This window comes from Nitrobacter sp. Nb-311A, from assembly GCF_000152905.1.
Lineage (GTDB): Bacteria > Pseudomonadota > Alphaproteobacteria > Rhizobiales > Xanthobacteraceae > Nitrobacter.
Genome location: NZ_AAMY01000002.1, coordinates 110444 through 135113 on the forward strand (window position 1 = coordinate 110444; position 24670 = coordinate 135113).

Annotated in this window: 16 protein-coding genes; 9 read left to right on the forward strand and 7 right to left on the reverse strand. The window is 62.4% G+C overall.

The window, feature by feature from the left end:
• The first annotated feature begins 293 nt into the window (after positions 1-293).
• The 3 genes from NB311A_RS00585 to NB311A_RS00595 all read left to right on the forward strand — a co-directional run bounded on the left by NB311A_RS00585 (position 294) and on the right by NB311A_RS00595 (position 5460).
• Positions 294-3461, forward strand: a complete 3168-nt coding sequence (locus NB311A_RS00585) for a tetratricopeptide repeat protein (protein ID WP_009796446.1) — start codon at positions 294-296, stop codon at positions 3459-3461.
• A 287-nt stretch (positions 3462-3748) separates the two neighbouring features.
• Positions 3749-4675, forward strand: coding sequence for a sulfite exporter TauE/SafE family protein (locus NB311A_RS00590; RefSeq protein WP_040673706.1), 927 nt, complete (start codon positions 3749-3751; stop codon positions 4673-4675).
• A 2-nt stretch (positions 4676-4677) separates the two neighbouring features.
• On the forward strand, positions 4678-5460 hold the full coding sequence (locus tag NB311A_RS00595; protein ID WP_009796448.1) for a TIGR02186 family protein: 783 nt from the start codon (positions 4678-4680) through the stop codon (positions 5458-5460).
• A 64-nt stretch (positions 5461-5524) separates the two neighbouring features.
• Here NB311A_RS00595 and pdeM read toward each other — a convergent pair whose 3' ends face one another.
• Entirely contained in the window at positions 5525-6196 is a 672-nt protein-coding gene (gene pdeM, locus NB311A_RS00600) for a ligase-associated DNA damage response endonuclease PdeM (protein ID WP_009796449.1), read from the reverse strand.
• 67 nt (positions 6197-6263) lie between these two features.
• Entirely contained in the window at positions 6264-8786 is a 2523-nt protein-coding gene (locus NB311A_RS00605) for a ligase-associated DNA damage response DEXH box helicase (RefSeq protein WP_009796450.1), read from the reverse strand.
• 288 nt (positions 8787-9074) lie between these two features.
• Here NB311A_RS00605 and NB311A_RS00610 point away from each other — a divergent pair, with 288 nt between their 5' ends.
• The 3 genes from NB311A_RS00610 (at position 9075) to NB311A_RS00620 (ending at position 14921) form a co-directional block, all read left to right on the forward strand.
• Entirely contained in the window at positions 9075-10436 is a 1362-nt protein-coding gene (locus NB311A_RS00610) for an outer membrane protein (RefSeq protein ID WP_009796451.1), read from the forward strand.
• A 311-nt stretch (positions 10437-10747) separates the two neighbouring features.
• Positions 10748-11671, forward strand: a complete 924-nt coding sequence (gene htpX / locus NB311A_RS00615; RefSeq protein WP_009796453.1) for a zinc metalloprotease HtpX — start codon at positions 10748-10750, stop codon at positions 11669-11671.
• Positions 11672-12101: 430 nt separating this feature from the next.
• On the forward strand, positions 12102-14921 hold the full coding sequence (locus NB311A_RS00620) for a PAS domain-containing sensor histidine kinase (protein WP_009796454.1): 2820 nt from the start codon (positions 12102-12104) through the stop codon (positions 14919-14921).
• A gap of 133 nt (positions 14922-15054) precedes the next feature.
• On the opposite strand, the gene NB311A_RS00625 is transcribed toward NB311A_RS00620, so the two are convergent.
• The gene (locus NB311A_RS00625) at positions 15055-15723 is read right to left on the reverse strand and encodes an MBL fold metallo-hydrolase (protein WP_009796455.1); all 669 of its coding nucleotides are present in this window, start codon (positions 15721-15723) and stop codon (positions 15055-15057) included.
• A 281-nt stretch (positions 15724-16004) separates the two neighbouring features.
• Here NB311A_RS00625 and NB311A_RS00635 point away from each other — a divergent pair, with 281 nt between their 5' ends.
• The gene (locus NB311A_RS00635; protein ID WP_009796457.1) at positions 16005-16496 is read left to right on the forward strand and encodes an MmcB family DNA repair protein; all 492 of its coding nucleotides are present in this window, start codon (positions 16005-16007) and stop codon (positions 16494-16496) included.
• Positions 16497-16646: 150 nt separating this feature from the next.
• Here NB311A_RS00635 and NB311A_RS00640 read toward each other — a convergent pair whose 3' ends face one another.
• The 3 genes from NB311A_RS00640 to NB311A_RS19865 all read right to left on the reverse strand — a co-directional run bounded on the left by NB311A_RS00640 (position 16647) and on the right by NB311A_RS19865 (position 19412).
• Positions 16647-17201 (reverse strand): ActR/PrrA/RegA family redox response regulator transcription factor, encoded by a 555-nt coding sequence (locus tag NB311A_RS00640; protein WP_009796459.1) that lies wholly within the window; start codon positions 17199-17201, stop codon positions 16647-16649.
• A 91-nt stretch (positions 17202-17292) separates the two neighbouring features.
• Positions 17293-18633, reverse strand: a complete 1341-nt coding sequence (locus tag NB311A_RS00645) for an ActS/PrrB/RegB family redox-sensitive histidine kinase (RefSeq protein ID WP_009796460.1) — start codon at positions 18631-18633, stop codon at positions 17293-17295.
• A 9-nt stretch (positions 18634-18642) separates the two neighbouring features.
• Positions 18643-19412, reverse strand: a protein-coding gene (locus NB311A_RS19865) for an IS5 family transposase (protein WP_116394691.1) whose coding sequence is annotated in 2 segments (ribosomal slippage) — positions 18643-19098 and positions 19101-19412 — 768 coding nt in all. Because the reading frame shifts where the segments join, the coding sequence is not laid out codon by codon here.
• Between the two features lie 411 nt (positions 19413-19823).
• Between NB311A_RS19865 and NB311A_RS00660 the strand changes: the two genes are divergently transcribed.
• Together NB311A_RS00660 and NB311A_RS00665 are read left to right on the forward strand one after the other, a co-directional pair.
• On the forward strand, positions 19824-21158 hold the full coding sequence (locus NB311A_RS00660; protein WP_009796463.1) for a polyhydroxyalkanoate depolymerase: 1335 nt from the start codon (positions 19824-19826) through the stop codon (positions 21156-21158).
• A gap of 208 nt (positions 21159-21366) precedes the next feature.
• On the forward strand, positions 21367-22203 hold the full coding sequence (locus NB311A_RS00665; protein ID WP_040673661.1) for a M48 family metallopeptidase: 837 nt from the start codon (positions 21367-21369) through the stop codon (positions 22201-22203).
• Positions 22204-22356: 153 nt separating this feature from the next.
• Here NB311A_RS00665 and NB311A_RS00670 read toward each other — a convergent pair whose 3' ends face one another.
• Positions 22357-24546 (reverse strand): transglycosylase domain-containing protein, encoded by a 2190-nt coding sequence (locus tag NB311A_RS00670; protein ID WP_009796465.1) that lies wholly within the window; start codon positions 24544-24546, stop codon positions 22357-22359.
• Positions 24547-24670 lie beyond the last annotated feature (124 nt).

Below are 24670 nucleotides of genomic sequence, written 5' to 3' on the forward strand. Positions count from 1 at the left end.
GTCAGCAACCGAAGACAACCGTCGCGCAGCCCCGGCCGGATTACAATCATTGATTGAATCATGAGGAAAAATCTCCCTCAGGATGTAACCGATCCGGATAACTCCCCCTGTCAGCGTCTCAAAATGACACTTTTAGCAAGCGGAGACCCCGCTCCTTAACCGCTTGTTTACCGTAACACGAAAAGGTTGAGCCTCGAGGGCGAGACCCGCGCCGGTTTGAATCGTTCCTTATCAAGCAGGCGGGGGGAAACGCGAGGGCGCATTTGGGTGCGCGGTCGATACCGGACGAAAGCATGAATTCGCGTGGATCGTCGAGCGACGACGGAATCGAATCATCCGACGCTGCCGCGCGCCGCGCCGGCATAACCCCTCCCGACGGGCTCAGTTCCGGCGCCGGCAGCACCCTGGAGGATCCGGCCCAGCCCGAAGCCGCGAGCCAGGACATCCGCGACGTGGCGGATATTCATCAACGGCTGGATTCCATCACGCGCCAGATCGATCAGTTGTCAAACCCGGCCGCGGATAGCGGCGAACCTGCGGTCGCCCGCCAGCTCAACGATGCCATTTCGCGGCTCGATGCCCGGCTCGCCAGGGTCGCCGCCCAGACGGCCGGAGACGATCCGCAGCAACGTATGGCCGACCGGGGATTAACCGAGATCTACAATCGATCGCCATCGCCGGATTCCGTCACGCTCGAATCTGCGATCGCGGAGGTCGTCGCCCGCCAGCATGAACTCGATGAGGCTTCACGCGCGACGTTCTCAAACAGCTCGGCACCTTTAACCTCGGGGTTGAGAACACCGCGACCGGCGACGGATTTCTCCAGCCTCGAACGGCAACTCTTCAAGATCACGAGCCAGATCGAATCGTTGCAACGCCCGGAGGGAATCGAGCAGTCGATCGCCGCATTCCGCATTGAGCTTGCCGGTATCCGTCACGTTATTACCGAAGCAATGCCGCGCCGTGCGATCGAATCGATCGAAAACGAGATTCGCTCGCTGTCGCGGCGCATCGAGGAGGTCCGTCACAACGGCAGCGACGGTCAGGCGCTGGCGAGTATCGAACAGGCCCTCAATGAAATCCACGAGGCGCTGCGATCGCTGAAACCGGCGGAGCAGCTCGCAGGATTCGACGAGGCCATCCGCAATCTCGGCGGCAAGATAGATACGATCGTGCGGGACAGCGGCGATAGCGGCATGACGCAGCAGCTGGAGAACGCGATCGGCGCGCTTCGCAGCATCGTCTCGAACGTCGCCTCCAACGACGCGTTGGAGCGGCTCAGCAACGATCTCAGCATGCTGTCGTCTAAAGTCGATCAGCTTAATCGGCCCGAAAGCCACGGCGATTCTTTCTCCGCGCTCGAACAGCGCATGGCCGCGCTAACGGCGACCCTGGAGAACCGCGAAGGCCCGGCCCCCGGCGGCAGTTCCGAACAACTTGAAGAGGTGGTGCGGGCGCTGTCCGAGCGCCTCGACCGTCTGCCCGCCGGTCACGATTCGTCCTCTGCTCTGGCCCACCTCGAACAGCGAGTTTCACTGCTGCTCGAACGCCTGGAGACCGCGAGCGACCATTCAGGATCCCATCTCGGGCGCGTCGAGGAGGGGTTGCAGGACATCCTGCGTTGCCTGGAACGGCAGCAGGCCGGACTCGTGGCGATGTCCGAAAACGGTCCGCGTAGCGCCGCCCCAACCATGGACAGCGAGGTCGTCGAAGCGATCAAGCGCGAATTGTCCGAGATGCGCTTCTGCCAATCGGAAAACGACCGTCATACCCAGGACTCGCTCGAGGCCGTTCACAACACGCTGGAGCATGTGGTCGACCGGCTGGCGATGATCGAAAGCGACCTTCGCGCGGTTCGCGCCATGCCCACCCGGGCCGAGCCGTCCCGCGGCGGAATCCCAGAACGGGCAGCCGATCTGCCGCCCAAGCCGGAACTGCCGAACCCCGTTCTATCGCAGATGGCCACGCCGCCCGCTCCGACCCTCACCGCAAAAGCGGCGTCGACCCCGCACGCCAAGGCTGACGTCCTGATTCCGAGAGACACCTCCGATGCGGATCGCGTCGCGCCATCGGTGACCGCGCCCTCGCCGCGTCCGGCGATCGACCCGGCGCTGCCGCCCGATCATCCACTCGAGCCCGGCACCCGTCCGGCAGGACGCCCAGCATCGCCGCCGGAGCGAATCGCGGCCTCCGAAAGCGCGATCGGCGCCGTCGCCGAAGCCCCACGCGACCAGTCCGGCTCATCATTCATCGCCGCCGCTCGCCGCGCGGCGAAGGCGGCCGCCGCCGCTGGGGCATCGCCCGACAAATCCGGCCGAACCAAGGTCGCCATCGAACCGGCGCGTCCCGCCACAGGCGGATCGGACATCACCTCCAAAATCCGCTCACTGCTCGTTGCAGCGAGCGTGATCGTGATCGTTCTCAGCAGTTTCAAGTTCGCGATGACGCTGCTCGACAGTCCCCCGCGCGAGATCCTCAGCGAGAGCGGCCCGGCCGCTCCCGTGACGAAGCCGCCAGCCGAAGCCGAGCCCGGCGCCGAGATTCCGCCGTCGCCTTCGACGAACGCGCCCACACCGATCGACCGGCACTCGATGGTTACACCGCCGGCAGGCGACAGTGCGGCTCCGACCGAAGAGCCGTCAGATGTGCCGGCAAGCCAGCGGGCAACCACATCCGCCGACATCACGGGTACGATCCCTGACGAACACGTGCTCGAACCGGCGGCAACTTCGCCTTCCGAATCACTGCCCGACAGCATCGGCGGCGCGACACTGCGCACTGCCGCGCTGCAAGGCGACGCGGCGGCCGCATTCGAAGTCGGCGTTCGCTATGCCGAAGGCAAAGGCGTCGCCGTCAATTACAACGAGGCCGCGAAGTGGTACGAGCGGGCCGCGCATGCTGGCATCGTGCCGGCCATGTTCAGGCTTGGCACTCTGCATGAAAAGGGGCTCGGCGCGAGCAAGGACATCGATGCGGCGCGCCGCTATTATATGCTGGCGGCCGACCGGGGCAACGCCAAGGCGATGCATAACCTCGCCGTGCTCGATGCCGATGGCGGCGGCAAAGGCGCCGACTACACGAGCGCTGCGCAATGGTTTCGCAAGGCGGCTGAGCGGGGTATTGCCGACAGCCAGTTCAATCTCGGTATTCTTTACGCACGCGGCATTGGCGTCGAACAGAATCTCGCGAAATCCTACAAGTGGTTCAGCCTCGCCGCCGCCCAAGGCGACGTGGATTCAGGACGCAAGCGCGACGAAGTCGCCAAGCGACTTGATGCGCAGTCCCTGGCTGCGGCCAAGCTGGCGGTTCAAACGTTCGTGCCTACGCCCCAGCCTGACGATGCCGTCAAGGTTCCCAGTCCCGCCGGCGGATGGGACAGCGCGGCCGCAAAGCCCCACGCAAAAACCGCGCCGCGCAAGGCCGCGACGGCGAACCCGGCGACACGGCACACCGCACGTTAATCCAGATTCACCCACTTCGGACGTGATCGGCGGATCAGAAATGCCGGCCCGTCGCGAATTCTTTAACCCCCGCCGCCGATGATTTCGGCTATGCAGGGATGCGGCTCGCGGCCGTGCCGCGACTAGATCATGATCCGATCAAGTCGAATCGGATCATGCTCTGGAAACGATTGTCTGGTCGGATTTTCTTGCGACGAACCGGTATCCACTTCGCCGGAAAATGCTCCAAAGGTCCAAGCTGCGACAGGCGCCGGCCCGCCAGCAGCCAAATCCGAAAACGAACGCGCGTGCAGCTTTACCTTCCGATCGCCGATATTCCGGTCAACGTGTTCCTCATCCTGGCGATGGGGGCGGCCGTCGGGTTCGTATCGGGGATGTTCGGCATCGGGGGAGGCTTCCTTATGACGCCTCTGCTGATCTTTATCGGCATCGCCCCGGCGGTTGCCGTTGCAACGGTCACGAGCCACATCGCAGCCTCTTCGTTCTCGGGAGCGCTGTCCTACTGGCGCAAGCGCGCTGTCGATCCGATGCTCGCGGTGATTCTGCTGAGCGGCGGTATTATCGGAACCGTATTCGGGGTCTCGACCTTCACGCGTCTGCGCTCGCTGGGACAACTCGATCTCCTGATCGCGCTATCCTACCTCGTGCTGCTGTCCGGCGTCGGCGCGGCAATGTCCTGGGAGGGGCTGCGGGCGATGCTTCGGGCCCGGCAGGGCCGGACCGTGCCGCTGCGACGCTCGGGCGGCCATGGCTGGGTCCATGGCCTGCCGCTGAAAATCCGGTTCAAGCGTTCCAAGATTTACCTTTCGGCCATCCCGGTCATCGCCATCGGCCTCTTGATCGGTTTCATTGGTGCGATCATGGGCATCGGCGGGGGCTTCATTCTGGTGCCGCTGCTGATCTATCTGCTGCGCGTGCCGACGTCGACGGTGATCGGCACTTCCATGGTGCTCACGCTCATCACCATGACGTTCGCCACGGTGCTGCACGCCGCCACCAACCATCTCGTCGACGCCGTGCTGGCGTTGATCCTGATGACCGGCGGTGTGACCGGCGCGCAATTCGGGGCCCGCGCCGGCCAGCGTATCCGGGGCGAACATCTTCGGCTGCTGCTCGGATTGTTGATTTTGGCGGTCGGTACTCGGTTCGCGATCGAACTGGGCATCCGACCCGCCGATCTCTACACCGTTCACGACGCCACGGGCGGCACATGAGAATGCGCGCAACACGGTCGGCGGGATTCGCACTGCTGCTCGGGGCGATCCTCGGCGCCGGCGAGGCGCGCGCCGAGCACCTTATCGTTTCCGTATCGAACCATCGCGTCACCGTGACGCCGAACTATTCCGGCGAGGAACTGGTGCTGTTCGGCTCGATCGAGCGCGACGACCATACGCCGCTTCCACGCACCGGCTACGATCTCGTCGTAACTGTCAGCGGCCCGCCCGTCGACATGGTCACGCGTCGCAAGGAGCGTTGGTTCGGCATCTGGGTGAATGCCAATTCCCGGCAATTCCTCCAGGTCCCGACCTATCTTGCGGTGTTCGCCAACCGGCCGCTGGACAAGATCGCCGCGCCGGATCTTCTGCGCCGGCAACGACTCGGGCTGAACAACGTGCTGCTCACGCAGCGCGTCGGTTCCGACTACGCCGACGTGGTACCCAGCGATCCGTTCCGCCGCGCCTTCATCAGGCTACGAAGCGAACAAGGACTATACCGCGAGAACACTTCAGCGGTGACCTTCCTGACCCCGACCCTGTTCCGCACCGGCATCCCGCTCCCCGCGGAGGTGCCGACCGGCACTTTCACCATAGACATCAAGCTGCTTGCCGACGGAGCGCTGATTGCAAAGACCGATACGGCGTTCGAAATCGTCAAGGTCGGATTTGAGCAATTCGTGGCCACGGCCGCCAAGCAACACGGTCTGGCTTATGGCGTGGCGACGGCGCTTATGGCGTTGATGGCCGGCTGGATGGCGTCGATCGTTTTCCGCAGAGACTGAGTTCTTGACGTTCCTGGGGCGAGAGCAGCCACGCGGGGGCCGTGCGGAATCAGGTCAACCGCCATCAACAGCAACGCGAGGCCGCGATCGCGTGCAAACGGCTGTGTCCGAGCACATGCGCGGTGAAGTCGGCCGAGAAGATTCTGGCGAACGCCCTGTTTCGAATGCTCAAGCCTCCTGCATAGGCGCCGAACGCCGGCATCACCATGCGCGCGCCATCGCTGGCGAAACAACGCCGCTCCATCGAATGGCCCCGCGTCGAGACCCGCGCCTTGGGATGCAGATGACCTGCGATTTCGCCGAACGCGCCTGTCGGTTCATGACGAAACACGATCCCGCCCATCATCAACTCTGTTGCGACAATGCCACCGAGGCCGGAAGGCGGCTCCGGATCATGATTGCCCGAGATCCAGATCCAGTGGCGGCGCGCCTGCAAGGTCGACAGCGCCTCGCGATCCCGCGCGCTCAGACGTCCATGAGCGTCGCGATCGTGAAAACTGTCGCCGAGCGCGATCACCGTGCGCGGATCGAACCGCCGAATGACGGCGGCGAGCCGCATGAGCGTCGCAATCGTATCATAGGGCGGCAGCAGCACGCCGCGCATCGCGAAGCTCGATCCCTTTTCCAGATGAAGGTCGGAGACGACGAGCAGGCGCTCCCGTTCCCAGAACAGCGCGCCCGTGAGATCGGCAGCGAAGCCCGCGCCCGCGACGGTGACGGCGGCAACGCGGATCATCTGCTCTCCCTCTCCCTCGTGGGGAGGGGACGCGCCACGCGCGCGGCAATCCCAATTCGGCATCAGCTCACGTTCCCATCGCCTCGCGAACCAGTTGCGCGGCGGCTTCGGCCAGCAATTCGTCCGACGCTTCGCCATAGATCGCCTCGCGGCCGATCTCCAGCATCACGGGCACCGCGAGCGGCGAAATGCGGTCGAGCGGCTTGTGGGTAATCCGGCTCCTGATCCGCGCCAGCATATCGCTGAGGCGACGGATATCCAGCAGCCCGGCCGCGGCATCCGCCCGCGCCGCGCGCAACAGCACGTGGGCGGGCTGATGCTTGCGTAGCACGTCGTAGACGAGATCGGTGGAGAACAAAACCTGCCGCCGGCTTTTTTCCGTACCGGTGAAGCGGCGCGGAATCAGGCCGGAAATGATCGCGCAATTGCGGAAGGTGCGCTTCATCAACGCGGATTCCGCAAGCCACGCTTCCAGATCGTCGCCCAGCATGTCCGGGTCGAACAAGGCATCGAGATTCAGTCGCCGCTGCCGGATCATCGACGAGGGATCGCCGAGCATCCAGACCGCCAGCGCATACTCGTTGGCGACGAAGCCGAGCGGCCGCGCTCGCGCGCGCTCCAACCGCCGCGTCAGCAACATGCCGAGAGTCTGGTGCGCAAGCCGGCCCTCGAAAGGATAGCAGACCAGATAATGCTTGTCGGCGCGTGGAAAAGTTTCGACGATCATCTCACGCGCATGCGGTACGCGTGAAAAATGCGACTGTAGCATCAACCATTCGCGCACCTGATCCGGCAGGTCGCCCCATGCGCGCTTGTCATCGAGCAGATTGCGGACGCGTTCGGCTAGATAGGTCGAAAGCGGAAACTTGCCGCCCATGTAGGACGGCACCTTCGGGTTCTCGTCGTTGGCGCGTGAAACATAGACCTGATCCTCGACCAGCGCTTCAAAGCGCACGATCTCGCCGCCGAATACAAAGGTGTCGCCGGAAACCAGGCCTTCGATGAAATACTCCTCGATCTCACCCAATATCCGGCCGCTGCGTGCGATAGCACCGGTCGAACCGGAACCACCGTGCCGCGACCGTACCAGCCTCACCTTCAGCATCGCCTCCTCGACGATGGTGCCGACGTTGAGGCGGTAGCTTTGCCGCGCGCGCGGATGGGCGACGCGCCAGCGCCCCTCTTGATCCTGCCTGATGCGGGCGAAACGCTCGTAGCTCTTCAGCGCATAGCCGCCGGTGGCGACGAAATCGATCACGCCGTCGAAGTCGGCGCGCGTCAGCGCCGCATAGGGCGCTGCGGTCCGCACCTCGTCATAAAGCTCCTCGGCATGGAACGGCCCGCCGCAGGCGCAGCCCATCACATGCTGCGCAAGAACGTCGAGCGCGCCCGTGCGCAACGGCGGCGTGTCCTGCGCATTTTCGTTGACCGCATCGATGGCGGCGCGGCATTCCAGCACCTCGAATCGATTAGCCGGCACCAGAACCGCGCGCGAGGCTTCGTCAAGACGGTGGTTGGCGCGGCCGATCCGCTGCATCAGCCGCGAGGCGCCCTTGGGCGCGCCGATGTTGATGACGAGATCGACGTCGCCCCAATCGACGCCGAGATCGAGCGAGGAGGTACAGACCACTCCGCGCAGCCGGCCGGCCGTCATCGCCTGTTCCACCTTGCGGCGCTGCGCGACATCGAGCGAGCCGTGATGCAGCGCGATGGCGAGACCGTCGTCATTGATACGCCAGAGATCCTGGAACAACATCTCGGCCTGGCTCCGGGTGTTGACGAACACCAGCGTAGTCCTGTTGCGCCTGATGAGATCGTAGACCTCGGCCAGCGCATGGCGCGCCGAATGGCCCGCCCACGGCAGCCGTTCGCTTGTGTCCAGCATTTCGACAATCGGAGCGGCGGCGCCGCCGGCCTCGACGACGTCGGCCGAAACGGTCTTGCCGTCGGGCTGCGGCACCAGGAACCGCGCCAGCGAGTCCGGATCGGCCACCGTCGCCGACAGGCCGATCGTCCGCATTTGCGGCGCGAGACGCCACAGCCGGGCCAGCGCCAGCGACAACAGATCGCCTCGTTTCGAAGTCACCAGCGCATGCAGTTCATCGAGCACCACGCGCTGCAGCGACGCGAACAGGAAGGGCGCATCGTCCGATGCCAGCAAAAGCGCGATCTGTTCAGGAGTGGTCAGCAGGATGTCCGGCGGATAGCGCCGCTGCCGTTGCCGCCGTGACACCGGCGTGTCGCCGGTTCGGGTCTCGATCCGGATCGGCAGACCCATCTCCGTGATCGGGATTTCCAGATTGCGGGCGATATCGACCGCGAGCGCTTTCAGCGGAGAAATATAGAGCGTGTGAAGGTGTTTTCCCTTTCCCGCCCGGGGACAGGGAGACGAGATTTCCACCAGCGTCGGCAGGAACCCGGCCAGCGTCTTGCCCGCGCCGGTGGGCGCGATCAGCAGCGCCGAACGGCCGGCGCGAGCCTCTCGCAGCAACGCCAACTGGTGCGCGCGCGGCCACCATCGCCGCGCCGCGAACCAGCGCAGAAAGCGGTCGGGCAGCAAGGACTGTTTTTCGCGATCAGCGATTCCCACGCTGCCAGAGGTAGGCCGTCCCGCCTGTCCGGTCGAGTTCGGATGCAAGGCGCGCGGATCGAGGGCGAATCAGCGAATACCCGAACTCGTCGGGAGTTTAGCTTCAGTGAGGCCTTCAGACCGCGGACGAGCGGCGACCGGGTCTGGGATCGCCAAGCAAGGCTCTGATTTATGTAATATTTCCGCCGTCGCAGCATCATTCCCCGCAGGTGTGACTACCGAACCACAGACAAGTTTCCCTTCAAAGCGTACAGTCTCGGGGTTGTTTGCAGACGGGGACCATCAATAATGAAAAGAATTCTGCTCGGCGTTCTGCTGGCCAGCACCGCGATGAGCGCCCAGGCGGCGGATCTCGCACCGCGCCCTTACACCAAGGCGCCGCCGATGGCCCCGGTCTATGATTGGACGGGCCTTTACCTCGGCGTGAACGCCGGCCTGGGGGTCGGTCGCAATCGCGCCGTGCATGATTTCGGCCCGCTTGCAATTTCGACGCATCTACAGCCGCTCGGCGCAGTCGGCGGCGGCCAGATCGGCTATAACTGGCAGACCAATTCGTTCTTTGGCCCCATAGTGTTCGGCGTCGAAGCGGACCTCCAGGGCGCCGACATGACCGACAACCGGACCAACTTTATCGGCGCGCTCCAATACAACCAAAGACTCAACTGGTTCGGCACGGCGCGCGGCCGCGTCGGTCTGGTCAACGGTCCGATGATGACTTACCTAACCGGTGGTTGGGCTTACGGTAACGTTGGCACCACCGTCATTCAAGGCGGTGTGCCGTCAGCCTTCGGCGGCGGACGCAGCGGCTGGACCTGGGGCAGCGGCGTCGAAGCAGCGCTCGGCGGCAACTGGACCGGCAAGATCGAGTATCTTTATCTCGATCTCGGCAATCGCACCGACTTCATCGGCGGCCAGGCGCTGCATTCCGAGCTGCGCGAGAATATCTTCCGCGCCGGCCTGAACTATCGCATCGGCGGCCACAGCCCCTACGTACCGATGGTCACCGCAAACTGGAACGGCCTGTATCTCGGCGGCAATTTCGGCGGCGGCGTCGGTCGCAACCGCACCACCATCTCCAATCCGGCCGGCAATCTCGCCCAATTCAACCTCGCGCCCAACGGCTTCGTCGGAGGCGGCCAGATCGGCTACAACTGGCAGGCTGGCAACATCGTCTTTGGCCTCGAAACCGACTTCCAGGGTTCGACCTTGGAAGATAACAAGGCCTGCTTCTTCTGCGTGCCCGGAGCCTCGGTCGATTTCAATTCGAAGCTACAGTGGTTTGGCACCGTGCGTGGCCGTCTCGGCTACGCCGTCGGAAACTCGATGTTCTACGCCACCGGCGGTTTCGCCTATGGCAACGTCCAGACCGCGCTCAACACCCCGCTCAACAATTTCAGCTTCTCCAATACCCGCACCGGTTATGCCGTGGGCGGTGGCATCGAGACGCCGCTTCCCCTGGTGAACCTGTTCGGCGGGCCCCTATTCGGCCCGAACTGGACCTCAACGACGGAATATCTCTACGTCGACCTCGGCCGCTCGAGCTTCAATATCGGCGGCGGGCCGAACGTGCTGACGACAGGGGCGCAGGAGCATATCTTCCGCACCGGCCTGAACTATCACTTCAATATGCCGACGGTCGCGCACTACTGATCGTAACTGCCAGGTATTCCCAGCCCTGGTCTGGAAACCAAAGTTTGGGGGAGTGGGCAAGAAAGCCGCATCGCATCGCGATGCGGCTTTCTTCATCGATATGTGACCCACGCCCGGCGATGGCCGCGCAACACTGCCGGCGGAACCAGCGACGCAATGCGGGGCTGACCGGCTTCCCTCGGCCCGGCCCCGGATCCCAGCGGGATGATCTCGAAATTTCGTCGCCCGCGACGGGCCGTCGCACTTGCGCGCCCTGATCCGTCATTCCCATGTTCTGGATGTCGGCCATCTCTACAATCTTTCGAGGAAAGATGAATTATTTTCGCACTGCGATCCTGCTGGCGGGCCTCACGGGCCTGTTCATGGGCGTGGGTTATCTGATCGGCGGCGCCAGCGGCGCGATGATCGCCCTCGTCGTTGCCGCCGGGACCAATATCTTTGCTTATTGGAACTCCGACCGCATGGTATTGTCGATGTACGGCGCACATGAGGTCGATGCCGGCACCGCGCCCGACCTGCACCGGCTGGTAACCGAGCTGGCTGTGCGTGCCGGCCTACCGATGCCGCGGGTGTTCGTGATGGACAATCCGCAGCCTAACGCTTTCGCCACCGGCCGTAATCCGCAGAATGCCGCCGTGGCGGTGACGACGGGGCTGATGCAATCCTTGAGCCGCGAGGAACTGGCTGGCGTGATCGCGCACGAACTGGCGCACATCAAACATCACGACACGTTGCTGATGACCATTACCGCGACCATCGCCGGCGCGATCTCGATGCTGGCGCAGTTCGGCATGTTTTTCGGCGGTAACCGCGACAACAACGGGCCCGGCATCATCGGTTCGCTGGCGATGATGATCCTCGCGCCGATCGGAGCCATGCTGGTGCAGATGGCGATCAGCCGCACTCGCGAATACGCCGCCGACGAGATGGGCGCGCGCATCTGCGGTCAGCCGATGTGGCTTGCCTCGGCGCTGGCCAGGATCGACAATGCCGCGCATCAGATCCCGAACATGGAGGCGGAGCGCGCGCCCGCGACCGCGCACATGTTCATCATCAACCCGCTATCGGGCCAGGGCATGGATAATCTGTTTGCTACCCATCCCTCGACCGAAAACCGCATCGCGGCATTGCAGAAGCTCGCCGGGCAATCCGGCGGCGGCCTTGCGCCCGAGACAACGCCCGCGCCGCGCGGCCCGTGGAACCGCGGAGGGGCGCGCCGTGGTCCGTGGGGTTAAGCGGACCTCACGATCCTGACTGCGGGAAAAGCGTGAGGCGCGCCGACGCGCAGGATCGAACAGCCGCATTCACTCGCCAGCCCGCTCGAAACACCCTCGGAGTTGTCCGGGTAGCAGCGCATCGAGGACGAGAGCCTTTCCGCTTCTGATCGAACGAGAAGCGGGGACTATGATTTTGATTTGACACGCTTTCCTTCACGCAAACTGGTATCCATCCCCGGATCAAGCCCGAGGACGCGCTTCGCCGGAAAACGAAATTAGCAAATTGCAAATCGGCGTTTCGGGCCCGGATCATACCGGAGCTTGCCTCTCGTAAAAAATACTTGGAACCAAAGAGGGGACCAAGGCGTTTTATACCGATTGTGACCGGTATGCGGCGTCATTGGGATCACCCTTTCCCCCGACCGGCTACCCAACAACCTGTCCATTGATGCTCGAGAAGGAAAGTGTCAGGTCCGGAGCTTTTCTCGCCGGAGGCGGAGAAATGGGCGACCTGACGCGACGGTTTGATTGGGCCTCGACGTCAATCGGCGCTTCCGAAGCTTGGCCTCAAAGCCTGCGCACGGCGGTTCGGATCATGCTGAACACCAACCACCCGATGTTCATCTGGTGGGGGCCGGACCTGATACAGTTCTACAATGATGCTTATCGGCAAACCATGGGACCCGAGCGGCACCCTAGTGCGCTCGGTCAGAAAGGCAGGGAGTGCTGGAGCGAGATTTGGGACATCATCGGCCCGCAGATCGAGTACGTCATGGCCGGCCACGGCGCGACTTGGCATGAGGATCAGCTTGTTCCGGTCACGCGGCACGGCAGGCTGGAACAAGTCTATTGGACATATGGCTTCAGCCCCATCGATAATGATGAAGGTGTCGGGGGAGTGCTCGTCGTATGCCGCGATGTCACACGCGAACATTCCGCCAGATTGGCCTTGCAGGAGCGGGAGATCGAACTCGCGCGCGTGCAGGCCATTGGGCGGATCGGCGGCCTTGAAGTCGATCTGCGCACCGGGCATCGCAGTCGCAAGTCGCCCGAATATTTGAAGATACATGGACTTCCGCCCGAAGCTGTCCACGAGAGTCGCGAGGACTGGCTGCGCCGCGTTCATCCCGACGATCGCGCGATCGCCGAAGGACAGTTCATCGATGCGGTGCGGGGCGGTGATCGCGAATATGCGGTACGCTACCGTATCATCCGTCCGAGCGACGGCGAGACACGCTGGATTTCCGCCCGATCTGTGATCGAGCGGGACGCGGACGGGAAAGCGATTCGTCTGTTCGGCGCCCACATCGATGTCACCGATCAGGTGGAATCGGAACGCTCGATCCGCCAGCGCGAGGAGGAATTCCGCACGCTTGCAGAGGCGCTGCCGCATCACGTCTGGACCGCCACATCCGACGGCTCGTTCAACTGGTTCAACCGACGCTTTTACGACTATGTCGGTGCAAGGCCCGGCGAATTCAGCGGCAAGGACTGGAGCAAAATTGTCCATCCGGACGACGCATCGGCCACGGCCGATGCCAGGACCCGCGCGGTGACCAGCGGCGAGTCCTACGAGATCGAGTTCCGGCTGCGGAGGTCTGACGGCATCTATCATTGGTTTCTGTCCCGCGCGGTGCCGGCGCGCGATGAAGACGGTCGCATCATTCGGTGGATCGGCACCGACACCGACGTCCATGATCAGAAGCGGATCGCGGGAAAGCTCGCCGAGCTGAACGCGACACTCGCCGAGCGCGTCGAGGAAAAAACCCGCGAGCGCGACCGGATCTGGAATGTGTCCCAGGACTTGCTGCTGGTCATGGACCAGCACGGCATTTGGCGTTCGGTCAATCCCGCCTGGACCCGGACGCTCGGCTGGAGCGAGGCCGAACTGATGGAGCGCACCGCCGAATGGATCGAGCATCCCGAAGACATCGTTAAGACACGAGTTGAGGTCCGCCGCCTTGCGCGCGGCAAAGCTACCGTTCGGTTCGAAAACCGGCTCCGTCACAAGGACGGCTCATACCGATGGCTGTCCTGGACCGCGGTTCCGGACCAGGACCTGATCTACGCCGTGGCGCGCGACGTCACCACCGAAAAGGCCGCTGCCGAACGGTTGAGGGCGGCCGAAGAAGCGCTGCGTCAATCGCAGAAGATGGAAGCCGTCGGCCAGTTGACCGGCGGCATCGCCCACGACTTCAACAACCTGCTCACCGGAATCGTGGGCTCGCTGGATTTATTGCAGACGCGCCTCAATCAGGGGCGAACCGATCGCGCAGAACGCTACATCGAAGCCGCAATGGCCTCGGCCAATCGGGCCGCGGCGCTGACGCATCGCCTGCTGGCGTTCGCCCGCAGACAGCCCCTGGTGCCCAAGCCGGTTGATGCCAACCAGCTCATCCTCTCGCTGGAAGACTTGCTGCGCAGGACCATCGGCGAGACCATCGAGTTGAAAATCGCGCCATCGAAACAGCTCTGGCCGACGCTGTGTGATCCCAACCAGCTCGAAAGCGCGTTGCTCAATCTCGCCATCAATGCGCGGGACGCCATGCCCAACGGCGGCAGGCTTACGATCGCCACGGCGAACGTGAGCATCGACGCCACCGAGTCCGGTTCCTCCACCAGGCAGCCGGGCGACTATATCTGCATCACCGTCGCCGACACCGGAACAGGCATGCCCCCCGATGTCGCAGCGCGCGCGTTTGATCCATTCTTCACCACCAAGCCGATCGGCCAGGGCACCGGACTCGGCCTGTCGATGATCTACGGATTCGCTCGGCAATCGAACGGCCACATCGCCCTCGACACCGTGCCGGGACAGGGCACGTCGATCCGTCTGTCCTTGCCGCGCCATGATAGCATAGTTCAGACTGATCAGGTGTCTCCCACAAACAGGATCAGCGCTACCGGCGAAACCGTACTGGTTGTCGAGGATGAGCCGGTCGTGCGCGGCATCATTGTCGAGATGCTGCATGATCAGGGCTATGTGACGCGCGAGGCCGCGGACGGAGCGGCGGGCTTGCGGATCCTGCAACTGGACAAGCCTGTCGATCTCCTGCTCACCGACATCGGACTTCCGGGCATGAACGGACGCCAACTCGCGGATCAGGCGCGGGAAATCCGACCAGATCTGAAAATTCTCTTCATGACCGGCTACGCCGATAATGCCGCGAACGCCAAGGGTTTCCTTCGGCCCGGCATGGATATGATCACCAAGCCGTTCGACCTCTGCCATCTATCGCAGCGCATCCGCGACATCATCTCACGCTGATGTCGGCCGCGAAGGGGTTTGGTGCGATACATCCCATGAAGATCGCGGCCACGAAGATCGCGGTTTTGCGCGTGGCGTCGTCCGCTCCGTGCCGGGGCGGTGCGAGCGCTCTTGGCCTTAAACTTGGGAATGATCACACATTGCCGGTCAGGAACGGATTGCTTACACGCTCGCGGCCAATGGTCGACCCCGGGCCATGTCCGCATATGAAAGCAACGTCATCCCCGAGCGGCAAAAGCTTGTCGGTAATTGACTTGATCAGCATGGCATGGCTGCCGCCGGGCAAGTCGGTGCGGCCGACGGAACCATTGAACAACACGTCCCCGACATGCGCAAAGCGCATCTCCGGATTGAAAAAAACCACGCTTCCCGGCGAATGACCGGGACAATGAAGGACATCGAACGTAAGCTGGCCGAGTTCGATCCGGTCGCCTTCCTCGAGCCAGCGGTCGGGGGTAAAGTTGCGCATTCCGGTCATGCCGTAGTGGCGTCCGCTTTCGACGACATGGTCAAGCAGGAACTTGTCGGCGATATGCGGCCCCTCGATAGGGACCTTCAATGTGTCACGCAACTCCGCGGCGCCGCCCACATGATCAATATGGCCGTGCGTCAGCCAAATCCGTCCGACGCTCACATCGGCTTTCTTGATGGCGGCCATGACGAGCGGAATATCGCCTCCTGGATCGATGACCACCCCATTCTTAGTGGCTTCGCACCACAACAGGGTACAGTTCTGTCGAAACGGCGTCACCGGGATGACGGTGGCGCCGACTTTGGCGCTGGTCGGGTCGTCCTGGGTCATACCCGTACAATGCCGATTTTTACGACATCGCCAAGCGATTTGCGCGGCGTGACCGGTTTCACTTTCGAAAAACCCGAAACACGGCGCCAAAGCGCGCATGGTCGGCGTCCTCATCCTCGTTAGAGCGTTTCGAGCGAAGCATGTCCTCGGGTTTGACCCGGTTCGCGTGAAGAAAACGCGTCAAATCAAAATCTGAGAGCCCCGCTTTTGATTCAATCAGAAGCGGAAAGGCTCCCAGGGTTGTGGTGAACCACGGAATCGGACAGACCAAGCCCAATCGCATGAAAACGAACGCCGATCACATCACCCTCGTGGCCCCGCCGGATCGTCGCCAGTCAGGAACCGCGCTGGCGGTCGCGCGCGGGACCGGGAGACTTTTGCGATCGCTTGGGTTTGCCTGTCTCAGCGAATTGTCGCTGCCGTCCGGACGCCGCGCCGATCTCGTTGCTGTCAATGGACGCGGCGAAATCTGGATCGTCGAGATCAAATCATCGGTCGAGGATTTGCGCGCAGACAGAAAGTGGCAGGATTACCGGGAGCATTGCGATCGCCTGTTCTTCGCTTTCACGCGCGATCTGCCATGCGATATTTTCCCCGGCGACACGGGGCTGATCGTTGCCGACGCCTATGGCGCGCACTTGCATTGCGAGGCGCCGGAGCACCGCCTGTCGGCGCCGACGCGCAAGGCGATGATGCTGCGCTTTGGGCTGGCGGCGGCGCAACGCCTCAATCGCCTAGCCGATCCGCAGGGCCACGCCGACGGCGAGCTTTAGGCATGATCCCGAAAAGTGGAAACCGGCTTTCGGAAAAGATCATGCTCGACAAAAAAGATAAGCGACGCATCTGAGCTTCGAAAACGCTGCGCCTGATTAAAGCTGAAACGGCGGTCGTTCCTCCGCGGAACGCAGGATGACCCTTCAGTCTCAGCGAGGCGCGCGTTTTGCCAGAATACGTTGCAGCGTGCGGCGGTGCATGTTGAGCCTCCGGGCCGTTTCCGATACGTTACGATTGCACATCTCGTAAATGCGCTGAATGTGCTCCCAGCGCACGCGATCGGCCGACATTGGATTCGGCGGCACCTCGGATTTTTCCGTGCCGCTGGCAAGCAACGCCGCAACCACGTCGTCGGCATCGGCAGGCTTGGACAGGTAATCGATCGCTCCCATCTTCACCGCCGTCACAGCGGTCGCGATGTTGCCGTAACCGGTCAGCACGATCGCTCGAGCATCGGGCCGCTCGCGCTTGAGCGTTGACACAACATCGAGGCCGTTGCCGTCGCCCAGCCGCAGGTCGACCACGGCGAATGCCGGCGCGGACTTTCCGATGTGCGCAAGGCCATCAGAGACGCTGTCGCAGGAGGTCACTGTGAAGCCACGAGTTTCCATGGCACGCGACAGACGCTCCAGAAACGGTTTGTCATCCTCAACGATCAACAGCGAGCGGTCGGCCTGCGGAATAACGTCGGGATTGGCGTTCACAATGATACCTCGCGCTTGGTTGGTCCGAAATCATATGATCTCTGAACCCCGCACCGCAAGCCATTGTTGCCCAAAGCCGGGGCCTGGATACCTAGCCTATTGTCTCCGCAATCGTTTTTGCCGTTTCAAAACGGATACGTGGCCACACGATCCGGACTACCGCGCCATGCTCGGGAAAGATTCGGTTCTTGAAGGACACTTTGGCGCCGGTCCGCTCCAGCAGGGTTCGGGCGATAAAGATTCCAAGACCCAGCCCTGTGCGCCCGCCTTGTGCTTCGCCGGCGTTGCGACGGCGTGACAGGTAAGGCTCGCCGATCTTCTTCAGAATGTCGGGAACAATGCCCGGCCCGTCGTCCGCAATGACGATCTCAACGCTGTCTCTGTCCCACCACGCGTTCACTTCGACCGCGCTGCGGGCGAAGTCGACGGCGTTCTCCAGAATGTTGCCAACGCCGTAGAGGATCGCGGGGTTGCGTATGCCGACCGGTTCGGCGTCGCCCGCGGCCTCGATCCTGATCTTGATGTCGATGCCGAAGTCACGATGCGGCGCAACAGTTTCTTCAATCAGGGTCGACAGCGGCATGCGATCGAAGGGCGCGTCGGATGAGGACAGTTGCGCAATCTTGGCAAGAATATCGCGGCAACGCTGCGCCTGCTCCCGCACAGTCCTGAGATCGCCGGCGAGCCGTTGCGGATCCTGAGCGCTATTCTCCTGAAGGGCTTTTTCCAGTTCGCGTGAAATCAGAAAGATGGTTGAAAGCGGCGTTCCGAGTTCGTGGGCGGCCGCGGCGGCAAGACCGTCGATCTGGGTCAGATGCTGTTCACGGGTCAGCACCAGCTCGGTCGCCGCCAGGGCGTCGAACAGCTTGCGCGCCTGCTCCGTCACCTGGAATGTGTAGAGGCTCGTGACACCGATCGCCAGAACGATGGATAGCCAGACCCCTATGAGATAGATCGGCGGCAGGACCAGCGGATTGGATGCATCCCACGGCAGTGGCAAATGCGTAAAGCCCAGAACCGTCGCGCAGGCGACCGCGAAGCCACCGAGCGCCATGGTCATTCGCGTCGGCAAAGCGGTGGCCGAGATCAGGACCGGCGCCAGAAACAGATATGAGAACGGATTCTGCAAACCTCCGGTCAGGAACAGCAGGGCGGCCAGTTGAGCAATGTTCAGCGCAAGCAGCGCCGCGGCATGCCACGGCTCAAGCCGCTGCATCGGATTGAAGCTGATTTGTAAAGCAAGGTTGAGCAGCGCCGACAATCCGACGATCGTCAAGCAGGGTATGATCGGCAGATCGAACTCAAGTCCCTGCGCGACAACGAAGATCGCCGCGAGCTGCCCCAGGACCGCGAGCCACCGCAGCCGCAAAAGGGTGTCCAGCCGGACGTAGCGGCGGGGATGACGGAAATCGGAGGCAGCAACGTCGGTCATTCCCAAAGACTAGGTCATCGACTCATTAAATCGCAACCAGATGCGGATTGCGGCGAGTTTGATGCCAGCGAGGAAGTTGTCGTCACGCTTGTCGTAGCGGGTGGCGACGGCACGGTAATGCTTGATTTTATTGAAAAAGCGTTCGACCAGATTGCGCTTGCGATAGAGCCGCCTGTTGAAGCGCAGAGCCATGACGCGATTTGGCATCGGCTTCACGTTGGCTGTCGCGCCGCGCGCGGCCAGGGTCTGGCGCAGGGCGTTGGAATCATAGGCTCGATCGGCCAGCAGCACGTTGCCGCGCTCCACGGTGTCGATCATGTCCTGCGCGCTGCGTCCATCGTGGGCCTGGCCTTCGGTGATCTTGAGGTAGATCGGCAGGCCGCAGGCATCCACCAGCGCGTGGATCTTGGTTGTCAGCCCGCCGCGCGAGCGACCCATGCAACGGGATCTGGTCTGTTTTTTTGACCGTTGGCCGCATGCTGATGCACGCGGATCGACGAGGAGTCGATCATCTGGATGTCGCCATCATAAGCCTTTGAAACCGCCGACAGAATACGATCCCAAACGCCTGCCTTGCGCCACCGGTTGAAGCGGTTCACGCAGGTCGTATGCGGGCCGTAGCGCGCCGGAATATCCGCCCACGGCGCACCGGTACGCAGCCGCCAGAAGATCCCGTTCAGCACCCGCCGGTCATCCACCCGTGCAACGCCGCGCGATTTGTTCGGCAAAAGCGGCTGAATCACAGACCACTCGAAATCCGTCAGATCAAAACGAGCCATTCAATCCTCCTCCCTCCGGAGATTGAATCACGCCTCCCGTCCAAACGGAATCCCATTTATGGGTTCGTGACCTAGAGCATCATCCCTGAAAGGTGAGAACCGCTTTTCGGATATGAGACATCTTCAAGATATGAAACATCTCAAAATGAAACCGAAGCCCGGGATTTCGTTTTCCGGGACCAGAAATCGCTAGTGTCGAGGCAGAGACAAGCGTCACGAATGTCCGGGACCGACAACGCGGCACCATCACCATCTTGCGCCGCATAGCACGGCCTCGGAAAGAGACCGGCAGGGTTTTTTCCACCTGAGGTTCTCATAAGAGCTTCACCCTACTATATTTAGAGGAACGATGGATTGACGCCATGTATCGCAACCGCCACTATGTTGCGACGCAAAAGAAAGGGCACGCTAATGCCGATCGGTGAATTTGGACTGCCTCCGGAAATACCGGCGGAAGTCGGCCCGTCGATGACGGCACCGATGTACTGGATGTACGAAATGGCGCACGCGTCGCTCAACCCGGCTCGCGCCGTCACCGATGCGACTAGGATGCTGTTCCAGAACCCGCTCAATCCGTGGGCGCATACCGAGCTGGGCAAATCCGTCGCTGCGGGTTGCGAACTGTTCGAGCGCACCACCCGCCGTTACGGAAAGCCGGAATGGGGCCTTCACGAAACCAACGTCAACGGCGTCCGTACGCCGATCGAGATCCGCTCGGTTTGGGAAAGACCCTTTTGTCGTCTGCTCCACTTCGATCGAAAGCTCACGCGTCCACTGCGCGCGCCGCAGCCCCGGTTGCTGCTGGTGTCGCCGATGTCGGGTCACTACGCGACCTTGCTGCGCGGCAGTGTCGAAGCGTTCATGCCGACACATGAGGTCTATATTACAGACTGGTCCGATGCCCGAATGGTTCCGGTAGCAGACGGACGCTTCGATCTCGATGATTTCATCGACTACCTGATTGAAATGTTGCATGTGCTCGGCGGAAACGTCCACGTCATCGCTGTCTGCCAACCATCGGTCCCGGTGCTGGCAGCCGTATCGGCGATGGAGGCCGCGCGCGATCCGTATGTTCCGCTGTCGATGACATTGATGGGCGGGCCGATCGACACCCGCAAGAATCCGACCGCCGTCAACAATCTCGCCGCCGAAAGAGGCACCGACTGGTTCCGCAATAACGTCATCACCAAGGTGCCGTTTCCGCACCCCGGGGTGATGCGCGACGTCTATCCAGGCTTCTTGCAGCTTAACGGCTTCATCAGCATGAATTTCGATCGCCATGTGAACGCTCACAAGAGTCTGTTCGAGAATCTCGTCAAGGGCGACGGCGACCTGGTCGATAAGCACCGCGATTTCTATGACGAGTATCTCGCTGTGATGGACCTGACTGCGGAATTTTATTTGCAAACAGTGGACCTGGTGTTCGTCAAGCACGCTCTGCCAAAGGGCGAGATGACCCACCGCGGCCGGCTGGTCGATCCTTCGAAGATCACGCGCGTCGCGCTGATGACGGTCGAAGGCGAGAAGGACGACATTTCCGGTCTCGGCCAGACCGAAGCGGCGCACGCGTTATGCACATCGATCCCAAACAACCGGCGAACCCATTACGTGCAGAAAGGTGTCGGCCACTACGGCGTGTTTAACGGTTCGCGGTTCAGGTCGGAGATCGTCCCCCGCCTCAATGACTTCATGCAATCGAATGCTAGACATCCGGCACAAGCATCGCGCGCTGCGGCCGTGGAATGAATCGTACGTGATGCGAGATTCGAACCGGGGCGCGTGATCCGCGGGTCATTGAGGGCGTGCCGCAATCCCGTGACGACTGGCTTCGCTTTAGGAATGAATCTTCTTTCACCCTTTGAGGAAGATATTCAGGCGAATGAGCTCAAAATATTTTGTTCCGATCCCCTTTATATAGCGGAATCAGGAAGAGAAACCCCTGTATATTGGGCAAATGATTTGTTTTTGCGCCGAACGATTCGAGGGGCGGCGGATATGGCAGAATCCGGGCAATATTTCCCCTTCCGGATTTGCAGACATGGCCCGCGCACTCCTTTATCGACGTCCCGCCGAACCGTCCCGGCTTCTCATCAAGCACGGATCTCAGATCTATTCGGTCCGTTTGCGCAGGCATCGCCGCGCGCGCCGCTACACCTTGCGCATCCATCCGAGTGACCGCGAAGCGATCCTGACAATGCCGCCGCGGGGAACGCTCGCGGAGGCGAAAGACTTCGCGCAACGTCACGGCGGCTGGATCGCGGCGCGTCTCGGACGCCTGCCGAAGGCGGCGCCCTTCCATCACGGCGCCATCATTCCGCTGCGCGGCATTGCCCACCGGATCGTGCATCGCGCCGGCGAGCGCGGCACGGTGTGGACCGAGACGCGCGACAGCGGCGAACGCGTTCTTTGCGTCGCCGGCGGACTCGAATATGTCGATCGACGTATTCATGATTTTCTGAAACGTGAAGCACGGCGAGACTTGCAGAAAGCTTCGCAGCGCCATGCCGATACGCTTGGCGTCAAGGTCAAGCGCATTTCAATCCGCGACCAATCGAGCCGCTGGGGATCATGTACATCCTCCGGATCGCTGTCGTTCTCATGGCGGCTCATCCTGGCGCCGCCGTTCGTGCTCGATTATCTCGCCGCGCACGAGGTCGCCCACCTCGTTGAAATGAATCATTCGCCACGATTCTGGAAGGTGGTGGCCCGCATCTGCAATCATGTCGAGCGGGCCAAGAGGTGGCTCGACGTTGAAGGTAACGACCTCCATCGCTACGGAATTCAGGACTGACCGCCTCTTTCGGTGCGCGTGAAGAAAACGCGTCGAAGCGTATGAATAGAACCGGCTTCTGATTCCGTCAGGAAAAACAAGACTTGTTCCTTATCTTTATTGTTTGAGCATGATCTTTTCCGAAAACCGGCTTCCCCTTTTCGGGATCATGCTCTATCGCCCGCCGAACAGCCGGTCGGTCAGCCAGCCGTCCAGTCCCAGACCGCTCGCAGGTTCCGGCCGCGCATTCGCGTTGGTCCTCGCCGGCTGTGGCTGGCGCCCGAGAGCGGGCGAAGACGCCGGGACCGGTACGTCGACGGGCTGGCCAAACTGCGCGACTTCAGGCAGGAAGCCGCCCCGCTGGGCGCCGGGGATCGGTTCGGGCCGCGCACCCTGATGCGCCGCGCGCATGAAACGGGTCCATACCTCCACCGGCAGACCGCCGCCGGTCGCCTTGCGGGTCGGCGTATTGTCGTCGTTGCCGAGCCAAACCCCGGTCACAAGCCGCGCCGTGTAGCCGATGAACCATGCATCGCGAAAATCCTGGCTGGTGCCGGTCTTGCCGGCCGCTGTCCATCCAGGAACCCCGGCCTTGCGCGCTGTGCCGCTGATGAGCGTCTGCTCCATCATGGTGTTCATCATGGCGACGCCGCGCGGATCGATCACGCGATCGGTCGATTCCTTGCCGCGCGCATAGAGAAGCTTGTTGCCGCCGACGGTGCGGATACGCTCGACGACATGGGGACTCGCGGCATATCCGCCGTTGGCGAACGGGGCGTAGGCGCCGACCAGTTCCAGCGGCGACACCTCGGAGGTACCGAGCGCGATCGATGCGTTCGGCTCAAGTTTCGACGCGATGCCGAGCCGGTGCGCGGTTCGCACCACTTTTGCAGCGCCGACTTCCAGTCCGAGCCGGACGGCGACGGTATTGAGAGACATTGCAAGCGCCCGGGTCAGCGTCACCGCGCCGAAGTATTCGTGACTGTAGTTCTCCGGCCGCCAGCCTTTGACATCGAGCGGAGCGTCCTGCCGGACCGTCTCGGGCGTGAGGCCGGCCTCGATCGCGGCAAGATACACAAACGGCTTGAACGCGGAGCCAGGCTGGCGCTTCGCCATGGTCGCGCGATTGAACTGGCTGTCGGCGTAGTTGCGGCCGCCGACCAGAGCGCGGACGGCGCCGTCGGGCGTCATCGCCACCAATGCGCCCTGGCTGACATTGAACTTGACGCTTTTCGCAGCCAGTTCGTCAATCAAAGCGGTTTCCGCCGCGCTCTGCAATTTCGGATCGATGGTGGTTTCGACGACGATGTTCTGATCGACCTGGCCCACCAGATCATCGAGCACCTCGCCGACCCAGTCGGCAACGTAGTTGATGGTACCCGCGCCGGCAGGCTTCACGGCGTAGGAGGGTCTGGTGGCCGCGGCGCGCGCCTGTTGCGCGGTGATGAGATGAGCATCCGCCATTGCCGCGAGCACGATTTTTGCGCGGGCTTCGGCGCCCTCCGGGTTGCGATCCGGTGCGAGCCGCGACGGCGATTTGACGAGACCCGCCAGCATGGCGGCTTCCGCGAGCGTGACGTTCTTCGCGGGCTTTCCGAAATACTTCTGCGCCGCCGCCTCCACGCCATATGCGCCGGACCCGAAGTAGACGCGGTTGAGATAAAGTTCGAGAATCTGCGCCTTGGAGTGCTTGCGCTCCAGCCAGAGCGCGAGTTCGACTTCCTGGAGCTTCCGCTCAAGCGTGCGTTCCTGGGTCAGGAACAGATTTTTGGCGAGCTGCTGGGTCAGCGTCGAGCCGCCCTGCGATACGCTACGGTGCAGCACGTTGGCAATGGCTGCGCGCAGGATGCCGATCGGATCGACGCCGTAATGCGAATAAAATCGACGATCCTCGATCGCGATGAAGGCGTTCGGCAAATAGGCGGGAACGTCCTTGAGTGACACGTTGCTTCCGGCCATTTCGCCGCGCGTCGCCAGCACGCTGCCGTCCGCAGCAACGATCTGAATCGTCGGCGGTCGTTTTGGAATTTCCAGCGACTGGATCGGCGGCAGATGCGCGCCGATGTAGATCAGCAGGCCGACGACGGCAATAACCGCCCACAATGCGAGCACGGCGCCCCAATAGACCAGCCGCGAGAGGCTCGCACGCGTTCGCTTCTTTGCTCGGCCCTTACGGCCTCCCGGCGGCCGGCGCGGCCCGTCGCCACTCGGAGCGGCTGTCTTGCGCGGAGCTCGCCTGGCCGGCTTGTCGTCAGCAATCGTAATGCGATCGAGCGGATTGATGCGCAGCTCCGACAGCGAAGCCGCGAACCCGCTGAAGACCGGCTCCTTGCGCCCGCCACGCTTTTTTTGTCCCCACGCCATACGCAACAACGCTCACGCCAACCCTGCCGCACGCCAGAGCATGATCCCGAAAAGTGGAAACCGGTTTTCGGACAAGCTCGTGCTCGAGCAAAAAGTGTGTCGATTTCGAAATTCGCAAGTCCTT

Bases quoted from the DNA above. Each gene is read 5' to 3' on its own strand.
- NB311A_RS00620 (WP_009796454.1), top strand. From the start codon at position 12,102: ATGCTCGAGAAGGAAAGTGTCAGGTCCGGAGCTTTTCTCGCCGGAGGC.
- NB311A_RS00585 (WP_009796446.1), top strand. From the start codon at position 294: ATGAATTCGCGTGGATCGTCGAGCGACGACGGAATCGAATCATCCGAC.
- NB311A_RS00660 (WP_009796463.1), top strand. From the start codon at position 19,824: ATGCCGATCGGTGAATTTGGACTGCCTCCGGAAATACCGGCGGAAGTC.
- NB311A_RS00595 (WP_009796448.1), top strand. From the start codon at position 4,678: ATGCGCGCAACACGGTCGGCGGGATTCGCACTGCTGCTCGGGGCGATC.
- NB311A_RS00665 (WP_040673661.1), top strand. From the start codon at position 21,367: ATGATTTGTTTTTGCGCCGAACGATTCGAGGGGCGGCGGATATGGCAG.
- NB311A_RS00625 (WP_009796455.1), bottom strand. From the start codon at position 15,723: ATGACCCAGGACGACCCGACCAGCGCCAAAGTCGGCGCCACCGTCATC.
- NB311A_RS00610 (WP_009796451.1), top strand. From the start codon at position 9,075: ATGAAAAGAATTCTGCTCGGCGTTCTGCTGGCCAGCACCGCGATGAGC.
- NB311A_RS00670 (WP_009796465.1), bottom strand. From the start codon at position 24,546: ATGGCGTGGGGACAAAAAAAGCGTGGCGGGCGCAAGGAGCCGGTCTTC.
- NB311A_RS00645 (WP_009796460.1), bottom strand. From the start codon at position 18,633: ATGACCGACGTTGCTGCCTCCGATTTCCGTCATCCCCGCCGCTACGTC.
- htpX (WP_009796453.1), top strand. From the start codon at position 10,748: ATGAATTATTTTCGCACTGCGATCCTGCTGGCGGGCCTCACGGGCCTG.
- pdeM (WP_009796449.1), bottom strand. From the start codon at position 6,196: ATGATCCGCGTTGCCGCCGTCACCGTCGCGGGCGCGGGCTTCGCTGCC.
- NB311A_RS00635 (WP_009796457.1), top strand. From the start codon at position 16,005: ATGAAAACGAACGCCGATCACATCACCCTCGTGGCCCCGCCGGATCGT.